The 22,415-nt window shown below is 58.8% G+C and carries 19 protein-coding genes; 10 read left to right on the plus strand and 9 right to left on the minus strand.

Annotation, left to right across the window (positions count from 1 at the left end; translation table 11 throughout):
• Positions 1-130 precede the first annotated feature (130 nt).
• Positions 131-3,295: a glycine cleavage system aminomethyltransferase GcvT gene (gcvT, locus tag HS103_04650; protein ID MBE7512087.1), complete on the plus strand. Its 3,165-nt coding sequence runs from the start codon at positions 131-133 to the stop codon at positions 3,293-3,295.
• A gap of 87 nt (positions 3,296-3,382) precedes the next feature.
• Here the strand turns inward: gcvT and HS103_04655 are convergent, their stop codons facing one another.
• The 6 genes from HS103_04655 to HS103_04680 form a co-directional block, all read right to left on the minus strand.
• A complete protein-coding gene (locus HS103_04655; GenBank protein ID MBE7512088.1) occupies positions 3,383-4,213 on the minus strand; it encodes a hypothetical protein in 831 nt (276 codons plus the stop codon).
• 62 nt (positions 4,214-4,275) lie between these two features.
• Positions 4,276-4,737 (minus strand): DUF1501 domain-containing protein, encoded by a 462-nt coding sequence (locus HS103_04660; protein ID MBE7512089.1) that lies wholly within the window; start codon positions 4,735-4,737, stop codon positions 4,276-4,278.
• A 12-nt stretch (positions 4,738-4,749) separates the two neighbouring features.
• On the minus strand, positions 4,750-5,565 hold the full coding sequence (locus HS103_04665; GenBank protein MBE7512090.1) for a hypothetical protein: 816 nt from the start codon (positions 5,563-5,565) through the stop codon (positions 4,750-4,752).
• Positions 5,566-5,578: 13 nt separating this feature from the next.
• Positions 5,579-7,114 carry a DUF1800 domain-containing protein gene (locus HS103_04670; protein MBE7512091.1) on the minus strand — a complete coding sequence of 512 codons (1,536 nt, stop codon included), beginning with the start codon at positions 7,112-7,114 and terminating at the stop codon, positions 5,579-5,581.
• A complete protein-coding gene (locus HS103_04675; GenBank protein ID MBE7512092.1) occupies positions 7,092-7,355 on the minus strand; it encodes a hypothetical protein in 264 nt (87 codons plus the stop codon). Before HS103_04675 ends, HS103_04670 begins: the two co-directional genes overlap by 23 nt.
• Positions 7,356-7,469: 114 nt before the next feature.
• Positions 7,470-8,078: a hypothetical protein gene (locus HS103_04680; protein MBE7512093.1), complete on the minus strand. Its 609-nt coding sequence runs from the start codon at positions 8,076-8,078 to the stop codon at positions 7,470-7,472.
• Positions 8,079-8,161: 83 nt separating this feature from the next.
• Here HS103_04680 and HS103_04685 point away from each other — a divergent pair, with 83 nt between their 5' ends.
• Complete coding sequence (locus tag HS103_04685) at positions 8,162-9,583, plus strand: FAD binding domain-containing protein (GenBank protein MBE7512094.1); 1,422 nt, start codon at positions 8,162-8,164, stop codon at positions 9,581-9,583.
• A 124-nt stretch (positions 9,584-9,707) separates the two neighbouring features.
• Here HS103_04685 and HS103_04690 read toward each other — a convergent pair whose 3' ends face one another.
• The gene (locus HS103_04690; protein ID MBE7512095.1) at positions 9,708-10,979 is read right to left on the minus strand and encodes a glucose-1-phosphate adenylyltransferase; all 1,272 of its coding nucleotides are present in this window, start codon (positions 10,977-10,979) and stop codon (positions 9,708-9,710) included.
• Between the two features lie 271 nt (positions 10,980-11,250).
• On the opposite strand from HS103_04690, the gene HS103_04695 reads away from it, so the two are divergent.
• From HS103_04695 to HS103_04710, 4 genes are all read left to right on the plus strand, one after another.
• Positions 11,251-12,279: an aldo/keto reductase gene (locus tag HS103_04695; GenBank protein ID MBE7512096.1), complete on the plus strand. Its 1,029-nt coding sequence runs from the start codon at positions 11,251-11,253 to the stop codon at positions 12,277-12,279.
• A gap of 534 nt (positions 12,280-12,813) precedes the next feature.
• Entirely contained in the window at positions 12,814-14,070 is a 1,257-nt protein-coding gene (locus tag HS103_04700; protein MBE7512097.1) for a hypothetical protein, read from the plus strand.
• On the plus strand, positions 14,070-15,677 hold the full coding sequence (locus HS103_04705; GenBank protein ID MBE7512098.1) for a fused MFS/spermidine synthase: 1,608 nt from the start codon (positions 14,070-14,072) through the stop codon (positions 15,675-15,677). The genes HS103_04700 and HS103_04705 overlap by 1 nt, the downstream gene beginning before the upstream one ends.
• A 38-nt stretch (positions 15,678-15,715) precedes the next feature.
• Entirely contained in the window at positions 15,716-16,402 is a 687-nt protein-coding gene (locus tag HS103_04710) for a PHP domain-containing protein (protein MBE7512099.1), read from the plus strand.
• Between the two features lie 204 nt (positions 16,403-16,606).
• On the opposite strand, the gene HS103_04715 is transcribed toward HS103_04710, so the two are convergent.
• Positions 16,607-18,256: a tetratricopeptide repeat protein gene (locus tag HS103_04715; protein ID MBE7512100.1), complete on the minus strand. Its 1,650-nt coding sequence runs from the start codon at positions 18,254-18,256 to the stop codon at positions 16,607-16,609.
• Between the two features lie 219 nt (positions 18,257-18,475).
• Between HS103_04715 and frr the strand changes: the two genes are divergently transcribed.
• The 4 genes from frr to HS103_04735 all read left to right on the plus strand — a co-directional run bounded on the left by frr (position 18,476) and on the right by HS103_04735 (position 21,950).
• Positions 18,476-19,042 carry a ribosome recycling factor gene (frr, locus tag HS103_04720; GenBank protein MBE7512101.1) on the plus strand — a complete coding sequence of 189 codons (567 nt, stop codon included), beginning with the start codon at positions 18,476-18,478 and terminating at the stop codon, positions 19,040-19,042.
• Between the two features lie 43 nt (positions 19,043-19,085).
• Complete coding sequence (uppS, locus tag HS103_04725; protein MBE7512102.1) at positions 19,086-19,775, plus strand: di-trans,poly-cis-decaprenylcistransferase; 690 nt, start codon at positions 19,086-19,088, stop codon at positions 19,773-19,775.
• Positions 19,776-19,801: 26 nt separating this feature from the next.
• Complete coding sequence (locus HS103_04730; GenBank protein ID MBE7512103.1) at positions 19,802-20,608, plus strand: phosphatidate cytidylyltransferase; 807 nt, start codon at positions 19,802-19,804, stop codon at positions 20,606-20,608.
• Between the two features lie 97 nt (positions 20,609-20,705).
• Positions 20,706-21,950, plus strand: coding sequence for a glycosyltransferase family 1 protein (locus HS103_04735; GenBank protein ID MBE7512104.1), 1,245 nt, complete (start codon positions 20,706-20,708; stop codon positions 21,948-21,950).
• Here HS103_04735 and HS103_04740 read toward each other — a convergent pair.
• Positions 21,931-22,260: a (2Fe-2S) ferredoxin domain-containing protein gene (locus tag HS103_04740; protein ID MBE7512105.1), complete on the minus strand. Its 330-nt coding sequence runs from the start codon at positions 22,258-22,260 to the stop codon at positions 21,931-21,933. The two genes, HS103_04735 and HS103_04740, sit on opposite strands and share 20 nt — an antisense overlap.
• Between the last annotated feature and the right edge of the window lie 155 nt (positions 22,261-22,415).

Here is a 22,415-nt window from a genome sequence, read left to right on the forward strand (position 1 = left end):
CAATGCCCCCAATGCCATCAATTGTTCTCAGAGGCAGTTCGCGGTACTATTGCTGAAGCGATTGCGCCATGCGTCCCACTTTTGCGCAGACCTGTTCAATCCTGTTCAGCGGAGATTAAAAATAACCCTCATGACCCTTGATGATTTTCTCTTTCGCGGCTCGCTTAGCGACCTTGACCCTGATGTGGCTGATCTGATCAACCTTGAAGCAGAGCGTCAGGCACGCCGCCTCATTATGATTCCCTCGGAATCGTCCGTCCCCCTTGTGGTGCGCGATGCCCTCACCTCCGCCTTTCATAACCTCTACGCCGAAGGCTATCCCGCTGAAGAAACGCGCAAGATGAACGAGAGCGCGATCATGGATGTCGATCAGCGGCTTGCCGAGTTTCGCCGCTACAGCGACCCCCGCTATTACAAAGGGACGGAATATGCCAACCTGATCGAAGCGTTGGCGCGGCGGCGCTGTGCCGAACTGTTCAGCACGGAAAAATACAACGCCGATTCGCTCTTTGTGAACGTTCAGCCCCTTTCGGGAGCGCCCGCCAACAGCGCCGTCTACACCGCGCTGATCCAACCGGGCGATACGATCATGGGGATGAACTTGCTGCACGGCGGGCATTTGACGCACGGCAGCCCCGCCGCCCGCAGCGGAAAGCAGTACAAAGCCGTCTTTTATGGCGTCCACCCCGAAACAGAACGCCTTGATTACGAGGCGATGATGGCAATTGCCCTTGAACACAAGCCGAAAATCCTGATCGGCGGTTATTCCAGTTACCCCTGGACGCCGGATTGGGTGAAGTACCGCGAGATTGCCGACGCGGTAGGGGCGATCCTCTTGGCAGATATTGCCCATGTTGCTGGCTTGGTTATTGCCGGCGTCTACCCCTCGCCTGTGGGGATTGCCGATATAGTCACCTTCACCACCCATAAAACCTTAGGGGGACCGCGTGGGGCAGTGATCATTACCCACCGCGCTGACCTCGCCCGCAAGGTGGATCGCGGCGTATTCCCGGGCGAACAGGGCGGTCCGCACATGAACACAGTGGCGGCGCTGGCGGTGGCGCTCAAGCTTGCCACACGCCCACAGTTTCGCCTTCTTCAGGAACAAACCGTCCGCAACGCGATGCACTTGGCGGTGAGGCTCTCCAAAATAGGCTTGCGCGTTGTTCATGGCGGGACGAACACCCACATGCTGACGATTGATCTGAAACCGCTCACGGGCGTTGGCGGCATCTCGCTCAGCGGCGATATAGCAGCGCGGCTGCTTGATCTGGTCGGTATCACCTGCAACCGCAATACCATTCCGGGCGATACGTCGGCGCTCCATCCAAGCGGTATTCGGCTTGGCACGCCTTGGATCACTCAACGGGGCTTCAAAGAGCCAGAGATTGACCGTCTTGCCACCGTCATTTACAACGTCTTGACCGGCGCCAAACCGTTTGGCTACCTCGGTGCGGATGGCAAGGTTGACGCCCGCGCCAAAATCAGTTTCGAGACGCTTATGACGGCGCGGCGCGAGGTTGCCGCGCTCTGTGACGAGGCGGGCTTGGATTACCACCTCCCCGCCGTTGGCTTGCGAATGCCCGATAAGGGGCAAAGCCATAACTTCCTCGGCACACAGCACGCGACGGTGGCGGCGGTGGATATTCACGGCGAGGAAGCCGGACATTTTCTGAATACGGCGACGACGGGTGATATTCCCGCGCTTGCGGCGCGGCAGGTGGAGTCGGCACGCATCCTAAACCCCGATGGCTCTACCCTTGCCGACTGCATGATCGAACGGCTTGAGGCAGACCATTACCGCGTTTACTTTATGGATACCGCGCAAGGCGCTGCCGCTGCGGTGTGGTTGGAGGCGCTCTCTGATGGCTTTGTGATCCACGACAACAACGATATTTACGGGAAGATTCCCGGTCCTGTTGTCGTCCACGCCCTGCCCGAAGCAGAGCTTGGCACAATGACGATGAAGATGCCAACGGCAGTGGTGAAACCCTATTTTGTTGGCGCACGGGGGGCGCACTACGACGCCCCACAGGGTGCGGCGCTGCCCACCTTCACATGGAAGGAGCCAGAAGGCGCGTTGAAGCGGACGCCGCTCTTTGACATCCACAAAGACCTCGGCGCCAAGATTGTCCCCTTTGCTGGCTACGAAATGCCCGTCTGGTATACGGGCGTTAGCCAAGAACACGCGGCGGTACGGACTGCTGCGGGCTTGTTCGATGTCACCCACATGGGCGTGTGGGAGGTCAGCGGAAAGGGTGCCGAAGAATTCCTGAACACGGTGACGACCAATGATGTCACGGCGCTGACGCCCGGCGCGGCGCATTACAGCTACTTCCTCGGCGTGAACGGCGTCCCCCTGGACGACCTCTACATTTACATGCTGGACGTGGATCGCTATATGCTCGTGGTCAACGCCAGCAACAACGATCAAGATTGGGCGTGGGTAAACGCCCTCCGCGAGGGGACGGTGATGATCGACCCCGCCCGCCCCGATGCTCGCATCCTGCGCGACCCGAAAACAGTCACCCTGCGCGACCTGCGCGATCCCGCCAGTGGTGCGGATCGGCGCGTCGATATTGCCCTGCAAGGACCGAAGGCACAGGAAATCCTGCTGAGCCTTGAAGGGTCAGAGGCGGATAAGAAAAAGATCAAAGCGCTAGGGTGGTCAACGGTGACACGGGCAGCGCTTGGCGGGATGGATATGATCGTCAGCCGGACAGGGTATACCGGTGAGCGCACCGCCTACGAACTCTTTCCCCATCCCGATCAGGCAGCGAAGTTGTTCATGGCATTGGTCATGGCGGGGGCAACCCCTTGCGGCTTAGCCTCCCGCGACAGCACGCGCATTGAGGCGGGGCTGCCGCTCTATGGGCATGAGCTTGGCACAGAGCGCGAATTCACCCCCGGCGACGCGGGCTTTGGCGGCTATGTGAAACTGTGGAAGCCCTTTTTTGTGGGAAAAGCGGCGTACATCGCACGGGAAGCTGAACGCAGCGCGGTAGTCACCCGTTTCCGCATGGATAACAAGGGAGTCCGCACCCCGCAGCCCGGAACGGCGCTGCTGGATAAGCGCGGGCGCGTAGTGGGCATTGTCACCTCATGCAGCATCGACACCGAGGGTTACCAGTGCGGTCAGGCATACCTTAAAAAGGATGCGGCGGTAGAGGGAACAGCCCTGCTTGTTCTTACCGGTGGGGGGAAGGCGAGCGGCGATGGCTTGAAGATTGGGGACAAAGTGGCAATTCCCGACGCAGCCACCGTCCTCAGCCACTTTCCGGCAAAGAAGAAATAGCGTGGTGTGGGAGAGGGGGTGGGGACATCTTTCCCCCTGATCTCAGCCCCGTCCTTTATAGGGCGGGGCCACGGGCGGACGCCCCACTTACCGCAACTCCCGACGGATCACCGTGCGCAAGGTCAGGTCTACCCATACCGTCGCCAAGACGCGCTCCCCATCTTTAAAAACGACCTTCCACGCCTCGCCGTCTGGCTCACCCTCACCTTTCCAGCCCGCCACCGCCCGCACATGGGCGGCAAGGGCGACATCGCCAAAGGCAATGGCGAGCGCGGCGTTTGTCTGCTGCTTGCGCCATTCTGTATAGGAGATCACATCGGGAAAGCCGATCCCCATGAGCGCCGGGGTGGTAAAGGTGAACCGTGAGGCGTCCTTAAAAACGACTTCGGCTGAATAGGATTCCCCGTCAAAGCCGAAATAGGCAATCCAGCGGTTTTGATACGCCTGATAGTCGAACCACCATAAATTATCTGCCTTAGGGTTGCCCCCTAAGAGGACGGCGATCTCTGGGTTGGTGAGGACAAACTGCGAAACCGCCGCCTCGCCTGCTTTCCACGCCGTTTCGCTCAGGCGGTAGTATGCCTCGTAGGAATAGACTTTTTCCATCTTCAGGCTGACATGCGCCCAACCGAGGCTTTCCTCATCCGCCCCCCAAAGGTCTACCCGCCAAATATCTAAGCGCCCGCCGACGTGGTAGACGCCGCTCCCCCACCCTTTTTCGTTGGCAAGGAAGTCCGAAAATGCCGGATGCGCAACAACCAGCGCCAACGCCGCTTGTGCCTGCCCACTCTCCCCGTCTTCTGCCCGCACCTCTCCGATGGGGGAAAGGGCAATCAGAGCGATTAGGCTGATCAGGAAAAAGATCGTGCAGCGTTCACTCGTTCGTTTCATCTCGTTGAGTCCCCCAAATCCATCCATTTTGACGAATCCTAAGCCATTGTCAGGTGTGGTCGCCCGTACTTTGCCCTGTAAGAACACGCCTAGCGCGGTTTGAGAATCCCCCGCAGTGTGGGGCTATAGTTTGGGAAAATCTGGTCTATGGCGGTGTTCAAGATGCGCTTCGTCAGGATTTCGGCAAGGACATCACGGTAATCTGTCGTGATCTGCACATCGCCCTCATCAAGCTGATCCGACGCTAAGCCTTTCCAATCGGTGTGAACGCCGCCGTTTACCCCGCCGCCCATGAGGAACATGCAGCCGCCATGCCCGTGATCCGTCCCTCGGCTGGCGTTTTCCTCCACCCGCCGCCCAAACTCGCTCATCGTCACTACCGTCACGTTCGCCATCAAGTCACCCAGATCGGCATAAAAAGCGGCGAGGCTCTGCCCAAAGGCACGCAGATTGCCCGCAAACCAGCCCTCCACACCGCCCTGACTCTCGTGTGTATCCCACCCGCCATAATCAAGGCACGCCACTTCCAAGCATACAACCGCTTTGATCAATTGGGCTATCTTCTAAAAGCACATACCAAATTGATCTTCGGCATAGGCGGCTCCGTTCGCGGGCGTGTAGTCCGCCGCGTTCAGTGTGGCGAGGAAATCGATCATCGAGAAGGTGTCGCGGGCGGTTTGCGCCAAGAGATCGGGCGGGGCGTCTGTGCGGTAAAGGCTGGTCAGCGTCCGTCGCGCTGCCTCTGCCTGATCCCACCGCCCGCCGAGGTGAAAATCGGTGATTGATTGCAGCGCCAGCGCCGAAACCGCCCCGTGCAGTGAGGTGGGGAGCATCGCCCCCATGCCCACCGCCCGAAAGGGCGAATCATTTTCCCACACTGCTGTTTGCAAGTGGCGGTTGAGCCAGCCGCCTTGCGAGACTTTCATCCCCGGCGTCCCCCGTTCCATATACTCCATCGCGTCGAAGTGGGAACGTGTGGGGTCGGGCGAGCCGACAGCGTGAATGACCGCCAGCGAGCCAGCGTCATAGACATCCTTTAGCGGGCGAAGTGCCGGATGCAGCCCGAAAAAGCCGTTCAGATCAAGCGCGGTCTGGTCGCTTCCATCGGGGGCGGGAATGGCAATCGTCGGGCGCTGATCATAGTACGCGCCGCCCTCGCCATAGGGAATGACGGCGTTCAGCGCGTCCATCCCCCCGCGCAAAAAGACGGCAACTAAGACATCGCCCGGAGCGCCATTCTGCCGAAAGGCAAGGCGTGGCATCCACGAGGGGAACAGGGCGCGGCTCACCCCGCTGACGGCGACGCCGCCAAGCGAGCCGAGGAATCCCCGCCGCGAGGTTTTCAAAACAGCAGGTGCGTGTTTAGGCATGTTCGGCATAGCGGGAGTCCTCTCATTTCCATTGGAAGTAAGGCGAGGCGATGATCAAAGCGAGCAGGGCGGGCAGTCTATCCGCCCGCACGTCAGGGGTGATCGGTGTGTCTTCACCCTGTTGGTCTCCTTCTTCCAGTCCGTCAATGACGAATGCACTATAGGTGCGCCGATCTTCGGCGGAGAGTGTTCCGCCAGCAAGGGCAAAACGGGCGGCGGCATCTACCAGTTCGCCCGCTGTCGCCACCCCCGCGCCGATCTGCTCACCGAGGGCGATGAAGGGCGCTTTCACCCCTTCCCATTCGCCAGCGGCGGCTGAGGAAAACATGAGCGCGTAGTTCCACCGCGCCAACAAGCCGCTGGTGCTGATCCACGCCCCCGCCATATCGGGGTAGCCGTTGGGGGGATGCCAATAGTAGGGAAGCTGCCCCATCACTTTCAACTGCCACAGCACATGCCATAGCTTAGCAAAGGTCGGGCGCAAAAGGCGCATCGCGCCGACGACGTAATCCATTGGACGACGGAGCTTTGCCCCAGAGGACGCCATAAACTCCGACGAAAGCAAGATATGGCGCAAGACCTGCCGAATATCGCCCCCTGTTGCCGTAAAGACTGCCGTCGTGCTTTGGATAAGGCTTTCCGGCGGCGCATCAGCAACAAACCGGCGGCACAGTTTGCCGCTGATGAAGGCAGCAGTGGCGGGGTGGCGGGCAAGAATGTCCAGCACATCCAAGCCATCTTCAATGCCTCGTCCGGCGGGGAGCGTCACGCCCAACACGGTCTTTTCGCCTGTGTCGTGTTTGTCCAGATCAAAATAAAAGGGGTGTTCGTTTTTGCCGTAGACCGTCCAGCCCGTCAGAGCGCGGGCAACCTCGCGGACATCCTTTTCCGTGTAGCCGCCCTTGACGCCGAGCGTGTGGAGTTCCATCACCTCGCGGGAATAGTTTTCGTTGGGGTGTTCTTTCTCGCTGTACGCCTGACTCAGGTAATAGAGCATCGCCTCACTTTGGGCGGAGGCAAAGAGCAGATCGCGGAACGTCCCTAGTGCGTGCTTGCGGATCACCTCTCGATCATCAATCGTTTTTTCAACAATGAGATCGCCAATCGGGATGTTGAAATGATCCGTCCAGAATTCAACGACGAGTTCGTAAAGCTGCCGCTCTGAATAGGCGGCGCGGTGCAGGCGTCCATAGAGAATGGCTGCCTCAACTGCCCCATAATCCTCATCCACCGCCGCGCTCAGGGCGCTTTGGGAAAGGCTCATGGGGTGGTTGGCAAGGTAAGCGTCCATAAGAGGATCATCGATCTGTTCGGGGTGAAGCTGCCAATCAATGTACCCCTCAATGCCCATTTCGCGGATGCGGGCGAGGTCTTCGGGGCGACCTGCCCACGTCAGGCGATTCAACACATGCCCTTCGGCGCTTGTCGCGGCGTAGCCATTGGCGGGCGCGGCATAAACCGGACGTGCCGTCCCCCACGCCAGCGCCCCCCCCACCGCACTCCCCGCGCCGACAATGCCTACCAGCCGCAAAAAATCACGGCGGCTCACTGCTGCCATAGTGTCTCCCTCCCATTCGTTTGAATGCCTTCAGTATAGCCTCAAAACAGATAGGGGTTTGGAAACCTAACCCCCACCCCCGTAACGAGGGTCTGTTGGCAGTGTAATTCCCGTAGGGGCGTAATGCCTTGCGCCTATCGCCGCCCATGATCGCCCAATGCTTTAGCGGCGGGCTGAAATTGACCACCCCTTCGGGGCTTGAAGGCAAATGCCGCACCGTGCCTTCCGTTTTAAGCCCCAACGGGGTGATCAGCCTTAGCGCGGGCGTTTTAACCCCGCGCCGCCCTGCGGGGCTTGGAAACAGCGAGAGGGAAGCTCTCCCCCTTTCCCTGTGTACGGGGACGGGAAAGGGGGGTTAGATCACTCCTGCCTGCCGTAAGCGGTTCTCCACTGCTGCGGTGGCGGCATTGGCGATCACCGCGAGGGTGAGCAGCCCCCAGGGGACGACCAACACCGTGCTGAGCGCGGCGACGAGGATCACCAAGCCAACAAAAGCAAGGCTATAGAAGGGATTCGTCACCGTCATAAGCGCGGCATTTTTCAGCCCGGCAAGCAAATCGGGCTGTTCCATCCGTTCCAAGAGGGGGAACAAGTAGAGCAGCACACTGATCCAGAAGATGGCACCTGTTAGCCAGACAAGGCGCAAGGCAATGAACAACGCGCCCGTTTGCAACCAATACGTGTTTATGTTGACGATGATTAGGAAAAAGACGCCCACCGTCAGCAGGGCGATGATCGCCCCCCGCCCCAACGAGGCGCGGAAGCCCGACCAATAATCATCGATGTGACAGGTGGGCGTTGTTTGAGCGGCGTTCGCCACACGGCACATGCCCGCATAGGCTGCCGGAGCGGTGATCAGCGGCAAGGCGCACAGCATGGCGACGATGTTCGCTGGCACAAACACGCCGTTAAACTTCTCGAAAAAGCGCAGCCCGCGCCAAAAGGATCGAAAGACAGCCGCCATAATTACCCCTAGAGGAATTTCGAGACTCGTTATAATAGCGTTGATTATTCGCCGTGCCAGAAGAATAGGCAACCAAAGACCTTATGTGGACACATTATCACACTGTCGCCAGCGTTGACGAGGCGCTTGATCTGCTTGCCACGTATGGCGAACGCGCCCGTATCGTCGCCGGCGGGACAGACCTTCTCATCGAGCTTGAACGCGGGACACGGCGCGGGATTCACGTCCTGATCGACCTCTCGCGGGCAGCGGGCTTAGACTCAATCACAGACGATGGCGACATGCTGCGCATTGGCGCGAATGTCACCCATAACCAAATCGCCGCCAATCCCTTCGTGCGGAACTACGCCGCGCCGTTGGCACAGGCTTCTTGGGCGGTGGGCGCTCCGCAGATTCGCAATCGGGCGACGCTTGCCGGAAACGTGATCACCGCCAGCCCCGCCAACGACACGATCACCCCCCTCATGGCGCTTGGCGCATCCGTTGAATTGACTTCCCGTGCCGGAGGGAGGCGTCTCGTTCCCCTGAACACCTTCTACACGGGCGTGCGGCGCACCGTCATGCGCCCCGATGAACTGCTAAGGGCGATTCACGTTCCCAAACTGCGCGGCGATGAACGGGGGCTTTTCCTAAAACTTGGCTTGCGCCGCGCTCAGGCAATTGCTGTGGTGAACTGTGCTGTCGTCCTGAGCATGGATGGCGACGTGGTGCGCGAGGCACGGCTGACCTTAGGCTGTGTTGCCCCTACAATTATCGCCTTGCCAGAGGTGGGGGCATTTCTGAGCGGAAAGCCGCTCAGCGAGGCGGTGATCCATGAGGCGGCACGGCAAGCCGCCCACACACCCACCCCGATTAGCGATGTACGGGCAACCGCCGACTATCGACGGGAGATGGTCGGTGTTTGCGTTGCCCGTGCCTTGCGGACTCTGCGCGAGGGGGGCGCGGGCAGCACCCCGCCCGCCGATCCGGTCATGCTGTGGGGGGCGCGGGGCGGCAAAACCGCCTCAACGGACTCCGCCCTCCATGAACGCGACACGCCGATCACGACGACGATCAACGGGCAGCCATACACGCTGAGAGGCGGGAATCACAAAACGCTTTTACGCCTTCTGCGGGAAGATGCCCACCTTCCGGGTACAAAAGAGGGCTGCGCCGAGGGCGAGTGCGGGGCGTGTACGGTCTTTCTTGACGGCGCAGCGGTCATGGCGTGCCTTGTCCCCGCCCCCCGCGCCCACCATGCCCAGATCGTCACGGTGGAGGGGCTGTCCGTAGAGAACGGGCAGGGCGGAAAGACCTTGCACCCCCTTCAGGCGTCGTTCATCGACCAGGGGGCGGTGCAGTGTGGCTACTGCACGCCGGGATTCCTCATGGCAGGGGCAAAGCTCTTGGAAGAACACCCCCACCCCACCCGCGCCCAAATTGAAGAAAGCATCACTGGCAACCTATGCCGCTGCACGGGTTATTACAGCATCGTGGCGGCGATAGCAAAGGCGGCGGCGCAGTGATCCCGCCGCTAAAGCAGCGGGCTGAGACTAACCACCCCTGCGGGGCTTGGAAACCCTAACTCCCACCCTGTAAACAGAGAGAGGGTAGGGGATTGGGGTTCTGAACCCAAAATGTCAACAGACCCTAATAATCCGTCTTGCGGCGCTCACCGAGCAGCTTTGTGCCGTCGGGGATGGTCTTTTCGTGAACATCGTGGTAATCATCGGGCATGAATTCCGTCCCTATGACGACATTCCGCCCAATGATAAAGCCCGCCGGAACATGACTCCCTTTCCCAATCACACTGATCCCTAAATCGGCGCTGTCGGTGATCCTCCCCACGTGGACATCATGCCCAATGACGACATCTTTATCAATGATCGCCCGTTCCACCACCGCCCCCGCCTCAATGGACGATCCGGTGAGAATGACCGATTCGCGGATCACCGCATTGGGTCCAACATAGACACCGGGCGAGAGGACAGAGCGTTCCACCAGCGCTCCGGCGCTGATCACCGAGCCATCGGTCACCATGCTGTCGTGGACAATCGCGCCGCTCTCAATGATCACTGGTGGGCGTTCTTCCGAGCGGGTGTGAATGATCCACGAGCGGTCATTCAGGTTGATCGAGGGGGGTTTCCCAATCAAATCCATGTGCGCTTCCCAAAAAGCGTCAATCGTCCCCACATCGACCCAATAACCATTGAATGGATAGGCGTAGACATTCTGCCCCTCGGCAACCATACGGGGGATAATGTCCTTGCCAAAATCGTGGCTGGATGAGGTTCGCGCCGCGTCTTCAATGAGCATCCGCTCTAGCGTATCGAGGGTGAATACATAAATCCCCATGCTGGCGAGATTACTCGGCGGATTTGCTGGTTTCTCGGCAAAATCCTTGACGCGCCCTTTCAGATCGACATCGAGAATCCCAAAGCGCGAGGCTTCCTCAATGGGGACGCGAATCGTGCAGATTGTAATATCTGCCCCTTTGTATTCATGTTGGTTGATCAGCGCCGCGTAGTCCATCTCGTAAATGTGGTCGCCGGAAAGAATCAACACATATTTAGGGCGTCCCCGTCCAACAAAGTTGAGGTTCTGCCAGACGGCATCGGCTGTGCCGGAGTACCAATCGGTATCATCACGCCCCTTGAAGGGTTGCAAAATGTGAACGCCGCCGGTGAAACTGCGGTCTAAATCCCAGGGCTGCCCGCGCCCAATGTGATCCATCAGGCTGTGCGGGCGGTACTGGGTCAAGATGAGGACATCAAAAATACCGCTGTTGACGCAATTGGAAAGGGTGAAATCGATGATGCGGTATTTGCCGCCAAAAGGAACAGCGGGCTTAGCGCGTTTGGCAGTTAGCACACTGAGGCGCGTGCCTTCCCCACCGGCAAGGATGATGGCGCGTGTACGCATGGTAAGAGAGCCTTTCTTTCGTCCTTAAAAAACGTGTAAAAAACGTATAACTCACCTTGCGCACAGACCCTCACCCCCCAGCCCCCTCTCCCGCTATGCGGGAGAGGGGGAATGCCCTTTTTTGAGGGGGCTTCCCCCTCAAGCTGCTCCTTTCGATGAATAGGGGGTGAACAAACCCAACTGCATAGGGTGAGCATATAAGATGATTGCTCAGATTATAGCCCAGTGTGCTACAGTTGGTTTGGATAATAACAAGGAACCGATTCACACTATGCGCTACAAACTACTTGGGCGGAGCGGGCTGCGCGTCTCCGAATTGGCACTCGGCACAATGACCTTTGGCGAAGAATGGGGGTGGGGGGCGTCCAAAGAGGAGAGCAAGCGCGTCTTTGATGCTTACGCCAACGCTGGCGGCAACTTCATCGATACGGCAAACCGCTACACAGAAGGTACATCAGAGCGCTATGTGGGGGAATTCGTCGCCGCAGACCGCGATCATTTCGTCGTGGCGACGAAATACACCTTAAAAATGCGCGATGGCGATCCCAATTTCAGCGGCAACCACCGCAAAAATATGATGCACTCTGTTGACGCCAGCCTGAAACGGCTGAAGACCGATCACATCGATCTCTATTGGCTGCACGCTTGGGACTTTATGACGCCTATTGATGAAGTGCTGCGCGGCTTGGATGATCTCGTGCGGGCGGGGAAAATCCTTTACATTGGGATTTCCGATACGCCGGCGTGGGTGATCAGCGCGGCGAATGTCATGGCGGAACTGCGCGGGTGGTCGCGCTTTGTTGCCCTTCAACTTGAATACAGCCTTGTCCAACGCGGTATTGAACGCGAACATCTGCCCCTTGCCCGCGTCACAGACCTTGCGGTGACGCCTTGGGGCATTTTGGGGGCGGGGATTCTCTCTGGAAAGTACAACCGCGAGGTGGGCGCGACAGGGCGGGCAAACCGAGGCGGCGGGGAGATTCCGGCGTGGAAACTGGCGGTTGCCCAAACGGTCATTGAGATTGCCGATGAACTCGGACGGCAGCCCTCACAAGTGGCGCTGAACTGGGTGCGCCAACAAGCCGGAGTGATCATTCCCATCCTCGGCGCAAAAACGCTTCCCCAGGTGGAAGATAATCTGAAGGCGTTGGAATTCACGCTCTCGCCCGAACAGCTTGCCCGTTTGGATGCCGCCAGCAAGATCGAACTGGGCTTCCCCTATGACTTTTTGAATTCTGATGGTGTGCGCTTTTTGGTCTATGGCGGAACACGCGACCAGATCGATAACCATCGGGGCTAACGCGGCATAGCCTATATATCCGCCGCTGCCCTCACTCCGCAGACAGTGGTAGGGCGCGGACGCCCAGGAGTCGTCCCTATGCGGATGCGGGTGGGGTAGGGGTTCTTTTAGAAATCACGGTGGTGGACGATTAGGTTCTGTTTACAGTGTAATTCCCGTAGGGGCGCCATGTCTTGCGCCCATCGCCGCCGGTGAGCGCCCGCCGCTAAAAGCAGCGGGCTGAGACTAATCACCCCTGCGGGGCTTGGAAACCCTAATCCCCACCCCGTAAACAAAGAGAGGGACTCTCTCCCCCTTTCCCCGCAGACAGGGAAAGGGGACGGGGGGATAGGGATTCTTTTAGAAATTTTCTTGACAAACTACCAAAGATGCCTCGCTTACAAGCCAAACCCGAATTTGCCGATAGGTTTTCAGGCTGTGAGGGGATTCACAGCGTTTTCTTAGCACTTGCGATTGACAGGTGCGTGTTCGGTACTACAATCGGGGGATTGTCTCAGCCAAAACCGCCATCCTGGAATCGCTACCTAAGCCACCATGTTAAACAATACACAGCTAAATAACACGCCGCCCACCGCCCGTACCACCGCCGAGATTCCCATCCCCACCCCAGAGCCGCCGCCCGCCCCGCCGCGCAGCGAGGAACAAGAGCGCAATGCGATGCGGGCGTACTTGCAGCGTTCAGAAACACGCCTCAGCACGATGCACCGCGTTGCCGTTGGCTTTCTAAGCGGCGCTGGACTGCTCTTTTTGCTGCCCGTTTTCTTCAAAGACGCCATACTGACGATCATCCGTGAACTGCTCGATTATCCGGCAACGATGCCCCCGGAAATCACCAGCCGAGGGTTGGCGGTTGTGATTCTCTTGTACGCGACGCTTCTTTTCCCCTTTGTCCTGACGATTGGCGTGCCGGTGATCGCCCTTGTCCAGCTGCTGCGGGATATTGTCCGGTTTTACTTCACCGGACAGGCGCCGGGCTTTCCAGAAACCTATTTCAACCCCTGTTTCTCGCTGACCGGGGTTGCCTTTTCCCCTGACGAATCAGAGGTGATTAAGGCAAAGGCGATGATGTTTCAGTATGGGACGGATTTAACGAACTTCATCGTCCCTTTTGATGAGATCAGCGCCCATTACTTTGACGAAGTGATTGATCTGCCAGAGCGGAATGTCGTTCCCAGGACGCGCAAACTGCCCTTCCTTGTCCGGCAAAAAGTGGTCCACATTGATGGGGAACGTTCCTTCGATGACCTCCATGAAAACGACCCCCTGACTGTGCCGCAGCGGTTCAATGGATCAACCATCCTCCCAGAGGCGCGTCACCGGAACGTGAAGGACATTGATCGCTTCAACGCGGCGCTAGGGTTGGCAGGGTTTATAGAGCGCCCGCTCTATCAAGAGGTCGCCAAGTTGGAAGTCTCTCTCGTCCGCCATGCTTTGAACTTACGCCGCTTGGTGCTGCGCTACTTTCAGGCGCTGCTCATCTTCCTGTGGACGATGCTCGTCTCGTTCACGATGCTGCTCTTTCTCGCCGATAAAGACATGCCCAACTTTCTTGTGTTTATCATCGGTTATGGCATCTGGGCAATTGGCACGCCGTTTATTGTCGAACTTCCGGTGCGCTGGTTGGTGGGGGATTTTCCTCGCCGCCAACGCCGTGCCGCCTTACGGAAACTGCAGCGCTCTGATGGCTTGCAGCGTTTTGCCAAGTGGGTGAAGTGGACGTGTTATGTCGCCCTGATTCTCTTAGCCATCTCGGTGATTATCGAAGTGGCGTTTCGGGTACAGGGCAGCTAATGCCGCTGCGCGGCTACCTTTACCTTGCCGTCTTTAGCAGCGGCATGACAACCCTAGCCATTGAACTGACCGCCTCGCGCCTGTTGGGGAACATCTTCGGCACAAGCAACCTGATCTGGGCAAATGTCATTGGCTTGATGCTGCTCTATCTGACCGCTGGCTACTTCATCGGCGGGCGCTTGGCAGATCGTTCCCCCACGCCGGTTCGTCTATACCAGATCATGGCGTGGGGAGCGTTTTTCAGTGGGATCGTCCCCATTGTCGCACGCCCGCTGCTCAGCGCGGCGGGGGCGGCGGTGGTTGGCTTTCAGGTGGGTGTTGCCCTCCCCTCGTTCGTCGTTGTCCTCGTGCTGTTTGCCCTTCCGGTGACGCTTCTCGGCTGTGTGTCGCCCTTTGCCATTCGCCTTGCCGTCACCGATCTTGCCGAGGCGGGGAAGGTCAGCGGGCGCATCTACGCCATCTCCACACTGGGAAGTTTGATCGGGACGTTCCTTCCCGTCCTATGGCTGATCCCAGAAGCGGGGACGACGCGAACTTTCCTTTATTTTTCGCTCTACCTCCTCCTTGTGGCGCTTGGCGGGCTGCTCTTGTCTGGTGCGGTGGGGCGGCGGGCGGCGCTCTGGTTAGCATGGCAGCCGCCCCTCTTGATCCTTCTAACCGCCCTCACGCTCAGTTCCGGGCTGCGCCCCCCACCAGAGGCGCGGCGATTGCTCTATGAGCATGACTCCGCCTACAACTACATTCAGGTGACGGAACTCACCGCCCCCATCGGGCGGCTGGTCAACGGTGTTTGGGCGCCGCTGTGGGCGGTGGGAACGCGGGAGCTATACCTAAACGAGGGGCAGGGCGTCCACTCCATCTATACCCCCGGCGGGGGCTTTTATGGCGGGACGTGGGATATGTTCCTTGCCGCGCCGTTTTTTAACGCGCCGCCCTACACCCCAGATGATATGCATCGCTTAGCCGTGATCGGCGCGGCGGCAGGGACGATCTCCACCCAGTACACCGCCGTTTTTGGCGAGGATGTGACCATCACGGGATTCGAGATCGACCCAACGATTATCGAGGTGGGGCGTCGTTATTTCGGGATGACCCAACCGAATGTGACGGTGATTGCCGAGGATGGGCGGGTTGGTTTGCGCGGCACAGCGGGGAAGTTCGATGTTATTGCGATGGACGCTTACCGCGTCCCCTATGTCCCCTGGCATTTGACAACAGTGGAATTTTTTCAGGAAGTAAGCGACAAGCTGAGCAATCGAGGCGCCGCCGTAATCAATGTGGGGCGGGCAGGGGCAGATCGGCGGCTGGTAGAGGCGATCACGGCGACGCTTTTGATTGTCTTTCCGACAGTGCATACGATTGATGTGCCGGATTCCTTCAACACGATTCTTGTAGCGACACGGGTGGAAACGACGCCCGCCAACCTCGCCGCGAATAGGGCGATCTTGCCAACGGGAAGCGATCCGCTGCTGCGCCAAGCGCTGGAAACAGCGGCGGCAAATGTTGCCCCGACGGTGCGCGGTGATCTCATCTTCACCGATGACCGTGCGCCAGTGGAGACGCTGATCAACGCGATGGTCATTGAGTACCTCGTTGGCAGACGGTGATAGAATAGTCCCCCTATCCTTACCGTACTGAGTACCCTATGACAGATACCCTTTGGAAGGTTGAACTGCACTCCCACACGCTCTATTCGGCAGACAGCCTGAACGATCTGGAAACGTTCGTCCGCGTCTGCCGCAAACGAGGCATTGATCGCGTCGCTGTGACCGATCACAATACGATTCAAGGCGCGTTGGCAATGGCACGCATCGATCCCGAACTGGTGATCATCGGTGAGGAGATCATGACGACACAGGGGGAACTTCTCGCGTTCTTCGTGCGGGAAGAAATCCCACCCTTTCTCTCCCCCCAAGAGACGATCCGGCGGCTGCGCGATCAGGGGGCGTTCATCAGCGTTTCCCATCCCTTTGATCGCTTCCGGCGGGGGGCATGGGCGGCGGAAAACCTCGGCGCCATTCTCGATCAGGTGGACGCCCTTGAGGTGTTCAATGCCCGCTGCATTTATGCTGAAGATAATCACAAAACGGCGGCGTTTGCGGCGGCGCAGGGGAAAGCCGGCACGGTTGGCTCGGACGCCCATTTTGCCTACGAGATCGGACGTGCCACCTTGCGGATGATGCCCTTCGAGGGGGCGGGCGATTTCGCCCTCGCCCTTCAGACGGCGCAGCACCACACGCGGCTTAGCCCGCTGTGGGTGCATGGCGTCAGCAAGTTTGCCAAACGGTGGAACAAAGCCAAAGGGCGCACCTACAGCGGGGGGAGTGCATAAGGACAGCACAAACAGCCCACCCTTTGCTAAGTACAACCAAAAAAGTCTTTTGGGCTGAAGAAGTCTAGAACAACTGGTGCGGCAATGCCTTCCAAGCCCCGAAGGGGTGGCTGCTCCTAGCTCACTGCTTTAGCAGCGGGCGCTTACGGGCGGCACTGGGCGCAATGCCTTGCGCCCCTATGGGAATTACACTGTCAACAGACCCTAGTTTGTCTGCCATGCGGTGCGGTAGGTTTTAGCGTCTTGCCGCCCACCATCAATGTATTTTGTGAGCGCCGCAATAGGCGCGGCAGCACGATAGAGTTTTACGTTGGCGTCCCCACAGGCAACCACCTCAATCTGCGCCGTTTGCACCTGATCGCGGGCGGCGGCAACGGGGACGGCAATGATCTCCATCGCTTGGTACACCCGCGCCTGAAGTTTCCGCCCGGGCACGCCGCAAATCGTCAGTTGGATAACGCTCCCCGTTCGCGCCGCCTTGATTCCCTCAAAGCCGTTCGCCTTCAGGTCATTTTGCGCCGCTTCCAACTGCGCCGTCACCAGATCATCCGGCGTTGGTTGGGGACGGTTCAAAAAGAGGAATGCACCGATCAGAACGGCGATCAGAATCACCGCGAGGAACAGCGGTGTCCGATTGCGGCGGTTTGCCTTGCGCTCTGATTCAAAGGGATCGTGGGCGGGCGCTTCCGCTTCAATACGAATTTGGCGGGTGCGATTCTTTTGGCTGACGGTGGTCGGTTCGTAGGTGGTGGCAGGCTCATCCCCCACCGTCACCATCTCCGGCGCGGGCGGTTTCGGCTCGCGGCGGCGGCGTTTCTTGGGGCTTTCTTCGGTGGCAGCCTGAACAAACGAGGGTTCGTCACTTGGGCTGGCAGTGAAGAACGTATCAAGGTTTTCTTCGGTGGCGGCGGCAGCAGCGCTATCCATCGCATAGGGATCGTCCGCCAACGCCATCTCTGCGTTGGGATCGGATGCCCCGCCGTCAAAAAAGGCGTTCATGTCGTCCTCAAAGGCGGGCAGTGGCTCATCCATCCCAAAGGAATCCGCCTCGAACAATGCGGCTGATCCCTCGGTTGTGGTAAGCGGCTCACTGCCAAAGAGGGCGTTCAGGTCGTCTTCCGCTGTCGAGGATGGTGGGGACGTAAACATGTCCATAGAAGGGGGTGGGGGGGCTGCCATGCGCGGGCTGCTCTTGGGGGCGCTTGGGGCGGGCGTCCCGCCAAAAAGGGCGTCCAAATCGGCTTGTTGGGCAGCGGGGGTTTTCATCTCTGGGCGCGATTTAGGCTGGGCGGGGGGCGGCGGGGCTTGAATGCCAAACGCCTTTGCCAGTTCATCGTCCTCGTTAGGCACAGAGGAAATCGCCAGATCGCCGCTCCCAAAAAGATCCTCCAAATCGGCGGCGTCTGTCGTTGGTGCGGCGGCGGTTTGCCCCCACAGGTCATCCAAATAGGCAGAGGAGACATCGCCCCCTTCAGCGGGGCGGGTCAGTGGGTCGGCGCGGAGCGAGCCGGTTTTGATCAAGAGATCGTCAATATCTACCGTAATGTCTGCGGAAAAATCGTCAATGCCGCCGGGAATAGGCATTGCCGCCTGATCCAAATCGGGGTATTCGCTGACGAGTTGGTTGAACGCCTCCCGCGCTTCGTCGTGCATGGGGTTGGTACGCAAGACATTGCTCAAGGCTTGGTAGGCATCGCGGGGTTCGGTGACGGCGTTCGCCATCAGCCACCAAGCGTCGGCATTATCGGGGTTGCGGGCGACAACCTCGCGGAGAATGGCTTGCGCGGCATCCAATTGGTCTTGTTGAATTAGGCGGTATGCCTCCTCAAGTTGGCGGCGGAACATGCTCGTCATGCGCTTCGTCTCCCCTGCCCAAAAGATATAGGATCACAAAAGTCTTGAGGGGGGATTATAGCGCGAAAGTCGTTCGCATTGATCGTTCGGGCAAGGGATATGCCCAGTGGTTTGACAATCGTCCCACGCTGCGCCACAATTGCACAGAATATCTCGTGCTTTTTCCCCATAGGCAACCTTAAGCAACTGTATGCAGCCCACGAGAAGGATAAATGTGCTATGAATAGTGATGTCGTTGATCTTCTTAAAGACGCCGAACACCGGATGAAAAGCGCCCTTGTGGCATTGGAAGAACATCTCGGTGGCTTACGGACTGGACGGGCAAGCCCGGCGTTGGTCGATAAACTCATGATCGACTATTACGGGACGCCGACGCCGCTTATGCAGCTTGCCTCAATTCAAGTTCCCGAAGCGCTGATGATCCTGATCAAGCCCTATGATAAGACTTCCCTCAAAACGATTGAGAAGGCAATTCAGACCTCTGAGTTAGGCTTGAATCCCAATAACGATGGGACGGTCATCCGCCTGAATTTACCGCCACTGACCCAAGAGCGCCGCAAGGAATTGGTCAAGATGATGCATGGGCGGTTGGAAGAAGCGCGGGTTGCCATTCGCAACGTTCGGCGCAGCGCCAACGACGACATTCGCGATTATCAAAAAGAGAGCATGATTTCTGAGGATGAGTCCCACAAGGGGCAAGAAGACCTCCAAAAATTGACCGATAAATACATTGCCGAAGTTGAAGCCGTTGGCAAACGCAAAGAGCAAGAGATTATGGCGGTCTGAAAGGTCGTAGCCTTCCGTGACGGACAAACGCTTACCCCCCCACATTCCCTATCACTTGGCAGTTATCATGGACGGCAATGGGCGGTGGGCAAAGGCACGCGGCTTGCCCCGCCAAGCAGGGCACCGTGCGGGGGTGGAAAACCTCCGGCGCGTCCTGCGTGCCTGCGGCGAATTCGGGATTCGCATCCTGACCGTCTATGCCTTTTCGACAGAGAATTGGGGGCGCCCCGAACCAGAGGTGCGCGGTTTGATGGATATTCTGGAGACGGTCATTGACCGCGAACTGGATAACCTTCATGCCAACGGCGTTCAACTCCGCCACTTGGGTGATATTGGGGCGCTCTCGCCCGGACTTCAAGCAAAGGTGAAAAATGCCATCGCCAAAACGCGCTTGAATGATCGCTTGATCTTGAATCTCGCGTTCAATTACGGCGGGCGCGATGAAATCGTCCGCGCCATTCGTCAGATTGTTGCCGATGGCATTCCCGCCAACGAGATTGATGAAACGCTGCTCAACTTTTATATGGACACCGGCGGGCTGCCCGATTGCGATCTGATTGTGCGCACCGGAGGGGAGATGCGCATCAGCAATTTCCTTGTCTGGCAGAGTGTTTATGCCGAATACTATGCGACGCCGACGTTCTGGCCCGATTTTGACAAAGAGGAACTCTATCAGGCGCTCATACACTTTAATGGACGGGAGCGCCGCTACGGTCTTGTTCTCCAACCCTGAGAGGGGGAGGGGATAACCTCCCGATCATGCTGCGCCAGCGCGTCCTCAGCGCCTTGTGGTTTGTCCCGCTCAGCGTCAGCCTGATCCTGATCGGGGGCGTGCCTTATGCCCTTGGCGTTGGGATCATGCTCCTGATTGCCGGATGGGAACTGGATGGTGTTTTCCGCAAGGCAGGCTATGGCACATTTCGTCCGGTTTTGTATGGCGGGATCAGCGCCCTTGCGCTGATCCCCCTGACGATTGGACAGCTTCCCATCTTCCTGACGGTAACGCTCCTCTTGGTCGCCGCCGCCTTAGGGATGATGGGCGGTTACGGGCGGGGGGAAACCGCCGCCGTCCTCCATTTTGGCTTCACCCTCGTTGGCGTGTTTTACCTCGGTTGGCTTGGCGGACACCTGATCTGGCTGCGAACATTCCCCAATGGCGAGCTTTGGACGTTGATCGGCGTCTTAGCCATTGGGGTGGGCGATGCTGGCGCATACTTTGTGGGCAGCGCCATTGGACGGCACAAACTCGCGCCGCTGCTTAGCCCAGGCAAAACGTGGGAGGGCTACCTGGGGGGCGTCGTCTTTGCCACACTGACGGCGTTTGGGCTGGCAATCCTCGCCACGTTGTTGGGACGGGCAGTTTCCCCACCAATGGCGGCACTCATCGGTATGGCGGGGGGCATCTTCAGCCCGTTGGGCGATCTGGCAATGTCCGTTGTCAAACGGGCGGCGGGCGTCAAACATTTCAGCCTGATCTTGGCAGGGCATGGGGGCGTTTTGGATCGGATCGATTCGATCCTCTTTGGCGTGCCGATCTGCGTTTATCTATTGCTGCTGTTGGGTTGAGTTGGGGCGACCCCGTGTGGTTGCTATCGCCACAGCGGATGCGGACAACGGTGTAACATCTCTCCCCCACCTAAGAGGGGGGTATCGAAAGGTGGTCATGGCGTCTATCTGGTTTCTGAGCGCCCCCTTAGCGGGGCATGCCGATTGGGGCGGGATGCTCAAAACGGCGCAGAGCCTCCAACGGCGCGGTCACGATGTGCTGTGGGTTTCCCAACCCGCCCTTGAAGAGTTGATCGCCGAGTCAGGCATCCCCTTTGCCGCCATTGCCGAGACGGGGTGGCACTTTCCGCCCCCACTCCCCGACAGCGCGGGGATGTCTCCCGCCGAAGGAATGTTTTTACGCTACCGTCGGGCGCTGGATACATGGCTGAACGAGGCGCTGATTCCTGCGGCAGTGGAGGCAATCCTCGCCCTTGCCAACGAGCGCGGCACGCCCGCCACCTTCGTCAGCGATCCCTTCCTCACCGCCGCCGCCCTCGCCGCTGAAGCACTCAATGTCCCCCTTATTGCTGCCGGATGGGGGGCAGGTCAGCCGCTTGATGAGGATCGTCTGTACGCTGTCCAGCGCGACTTAGGGGCGATCAGCCGCGAACGGATCGCTGCTCTGACGGCACATTTGGGGCTGCGCGGGATCAATTTCTCTGGGGGGGCAGCACCCTTTATGGAAAGCCCATACCTCCATCTCACCTATTTCAGCCCCTCGTGGTATCAGGGTGACCCCCCCTTCCTACCCCAAACCGAGCATGTGGGGGGAATCGTCACCGCGCCGCGCTCCCCCGCGCCGGAGTGGTTGAGCGCTCTCCCGCCTGACGCGCCGTTGGCGCTCATCACCTTGGGGAGCGTCTTTACTGGTGATTTAGGCTTTTTTGCATGGTCGGCGCAAGCGGCGGCAAGGCTAGGGATGATTCCCCTCGTGGTGATCGGACGGCTGCCGATCACCGCCGAGGACAAGGCAAAGCTGAAGGCGGCACTTCCCCCCGGCACACGCCTCTTGAGGTGGGTGGACTATGATCAGGTTTTCCCCCGTTTGCAGGTGATCATTCATCACGGGGGGATGGGGACGACGCACCGCGCCGTGATTCAGGGACTGCCCCAGGTGGTTGTCCCCCATGCGGCGGATCAACGCGGGCAAGCGCGGCGCATTGCCCAAGCGAAGGTCGGCTTGAACCTCTCTGCCCATGATGTCCGGCGTGGACAGCTTCTCCCCGCCATTCGTGCGGTGACGACAGATAGGAAGGTGGCAGAGAACGCCCGCGCCCTCGCCGCCGAATTCGCCTCATTGGGTGGGGTGGATCGTGCTGCGGAGCGGATTGAGATGGTCATTAAGGATGCGGGGGGGTAACGCTTGCCAACCGGTAAAAAATTGCCTCTTGAACCGGCTTTCCCTCACGTAGATGTTCGTTGATGATGCGCTTCAGCAGCGCCTCATCGACATGGTGATACCAAATCCCCTCTGGGTAGACAACCAGCAGCGGACCCGCCGTGCAAACCCCCAAACACGGCGTGATGCCCCGTTTGACGCGCAGCGGGTTTGTGTAATGGGCAAGATCGCCAAGCAGTCCGGGCAGTTTGGCGTAGAGTTCCGCCGCCTTCCCGTCAGGGTCGCAGAATGTGCCGGTACAGATAAACAGGTGGCGGCTGTACACCGTCATGGGACTTATCGGATGTTCGTTTGGCACGATGGATGGCTTCTCACCCCTTGCATCACTACACAAAGATAAATAAAACGTTGGACAATACTTAAATATTCCCTAAGTGTAAGCCCAAAGGGTATGGATCACAACCATCATTGGTGGGCGATACCCCT

This window comes from Anaerolineales bacterium, from assembly GCA_015075625.1.
Taxonomy (GTDB): Bacteria; Chloroflexota; Anaerolineae; order Aggregatilineales; family UBA2796; genus UBA2796.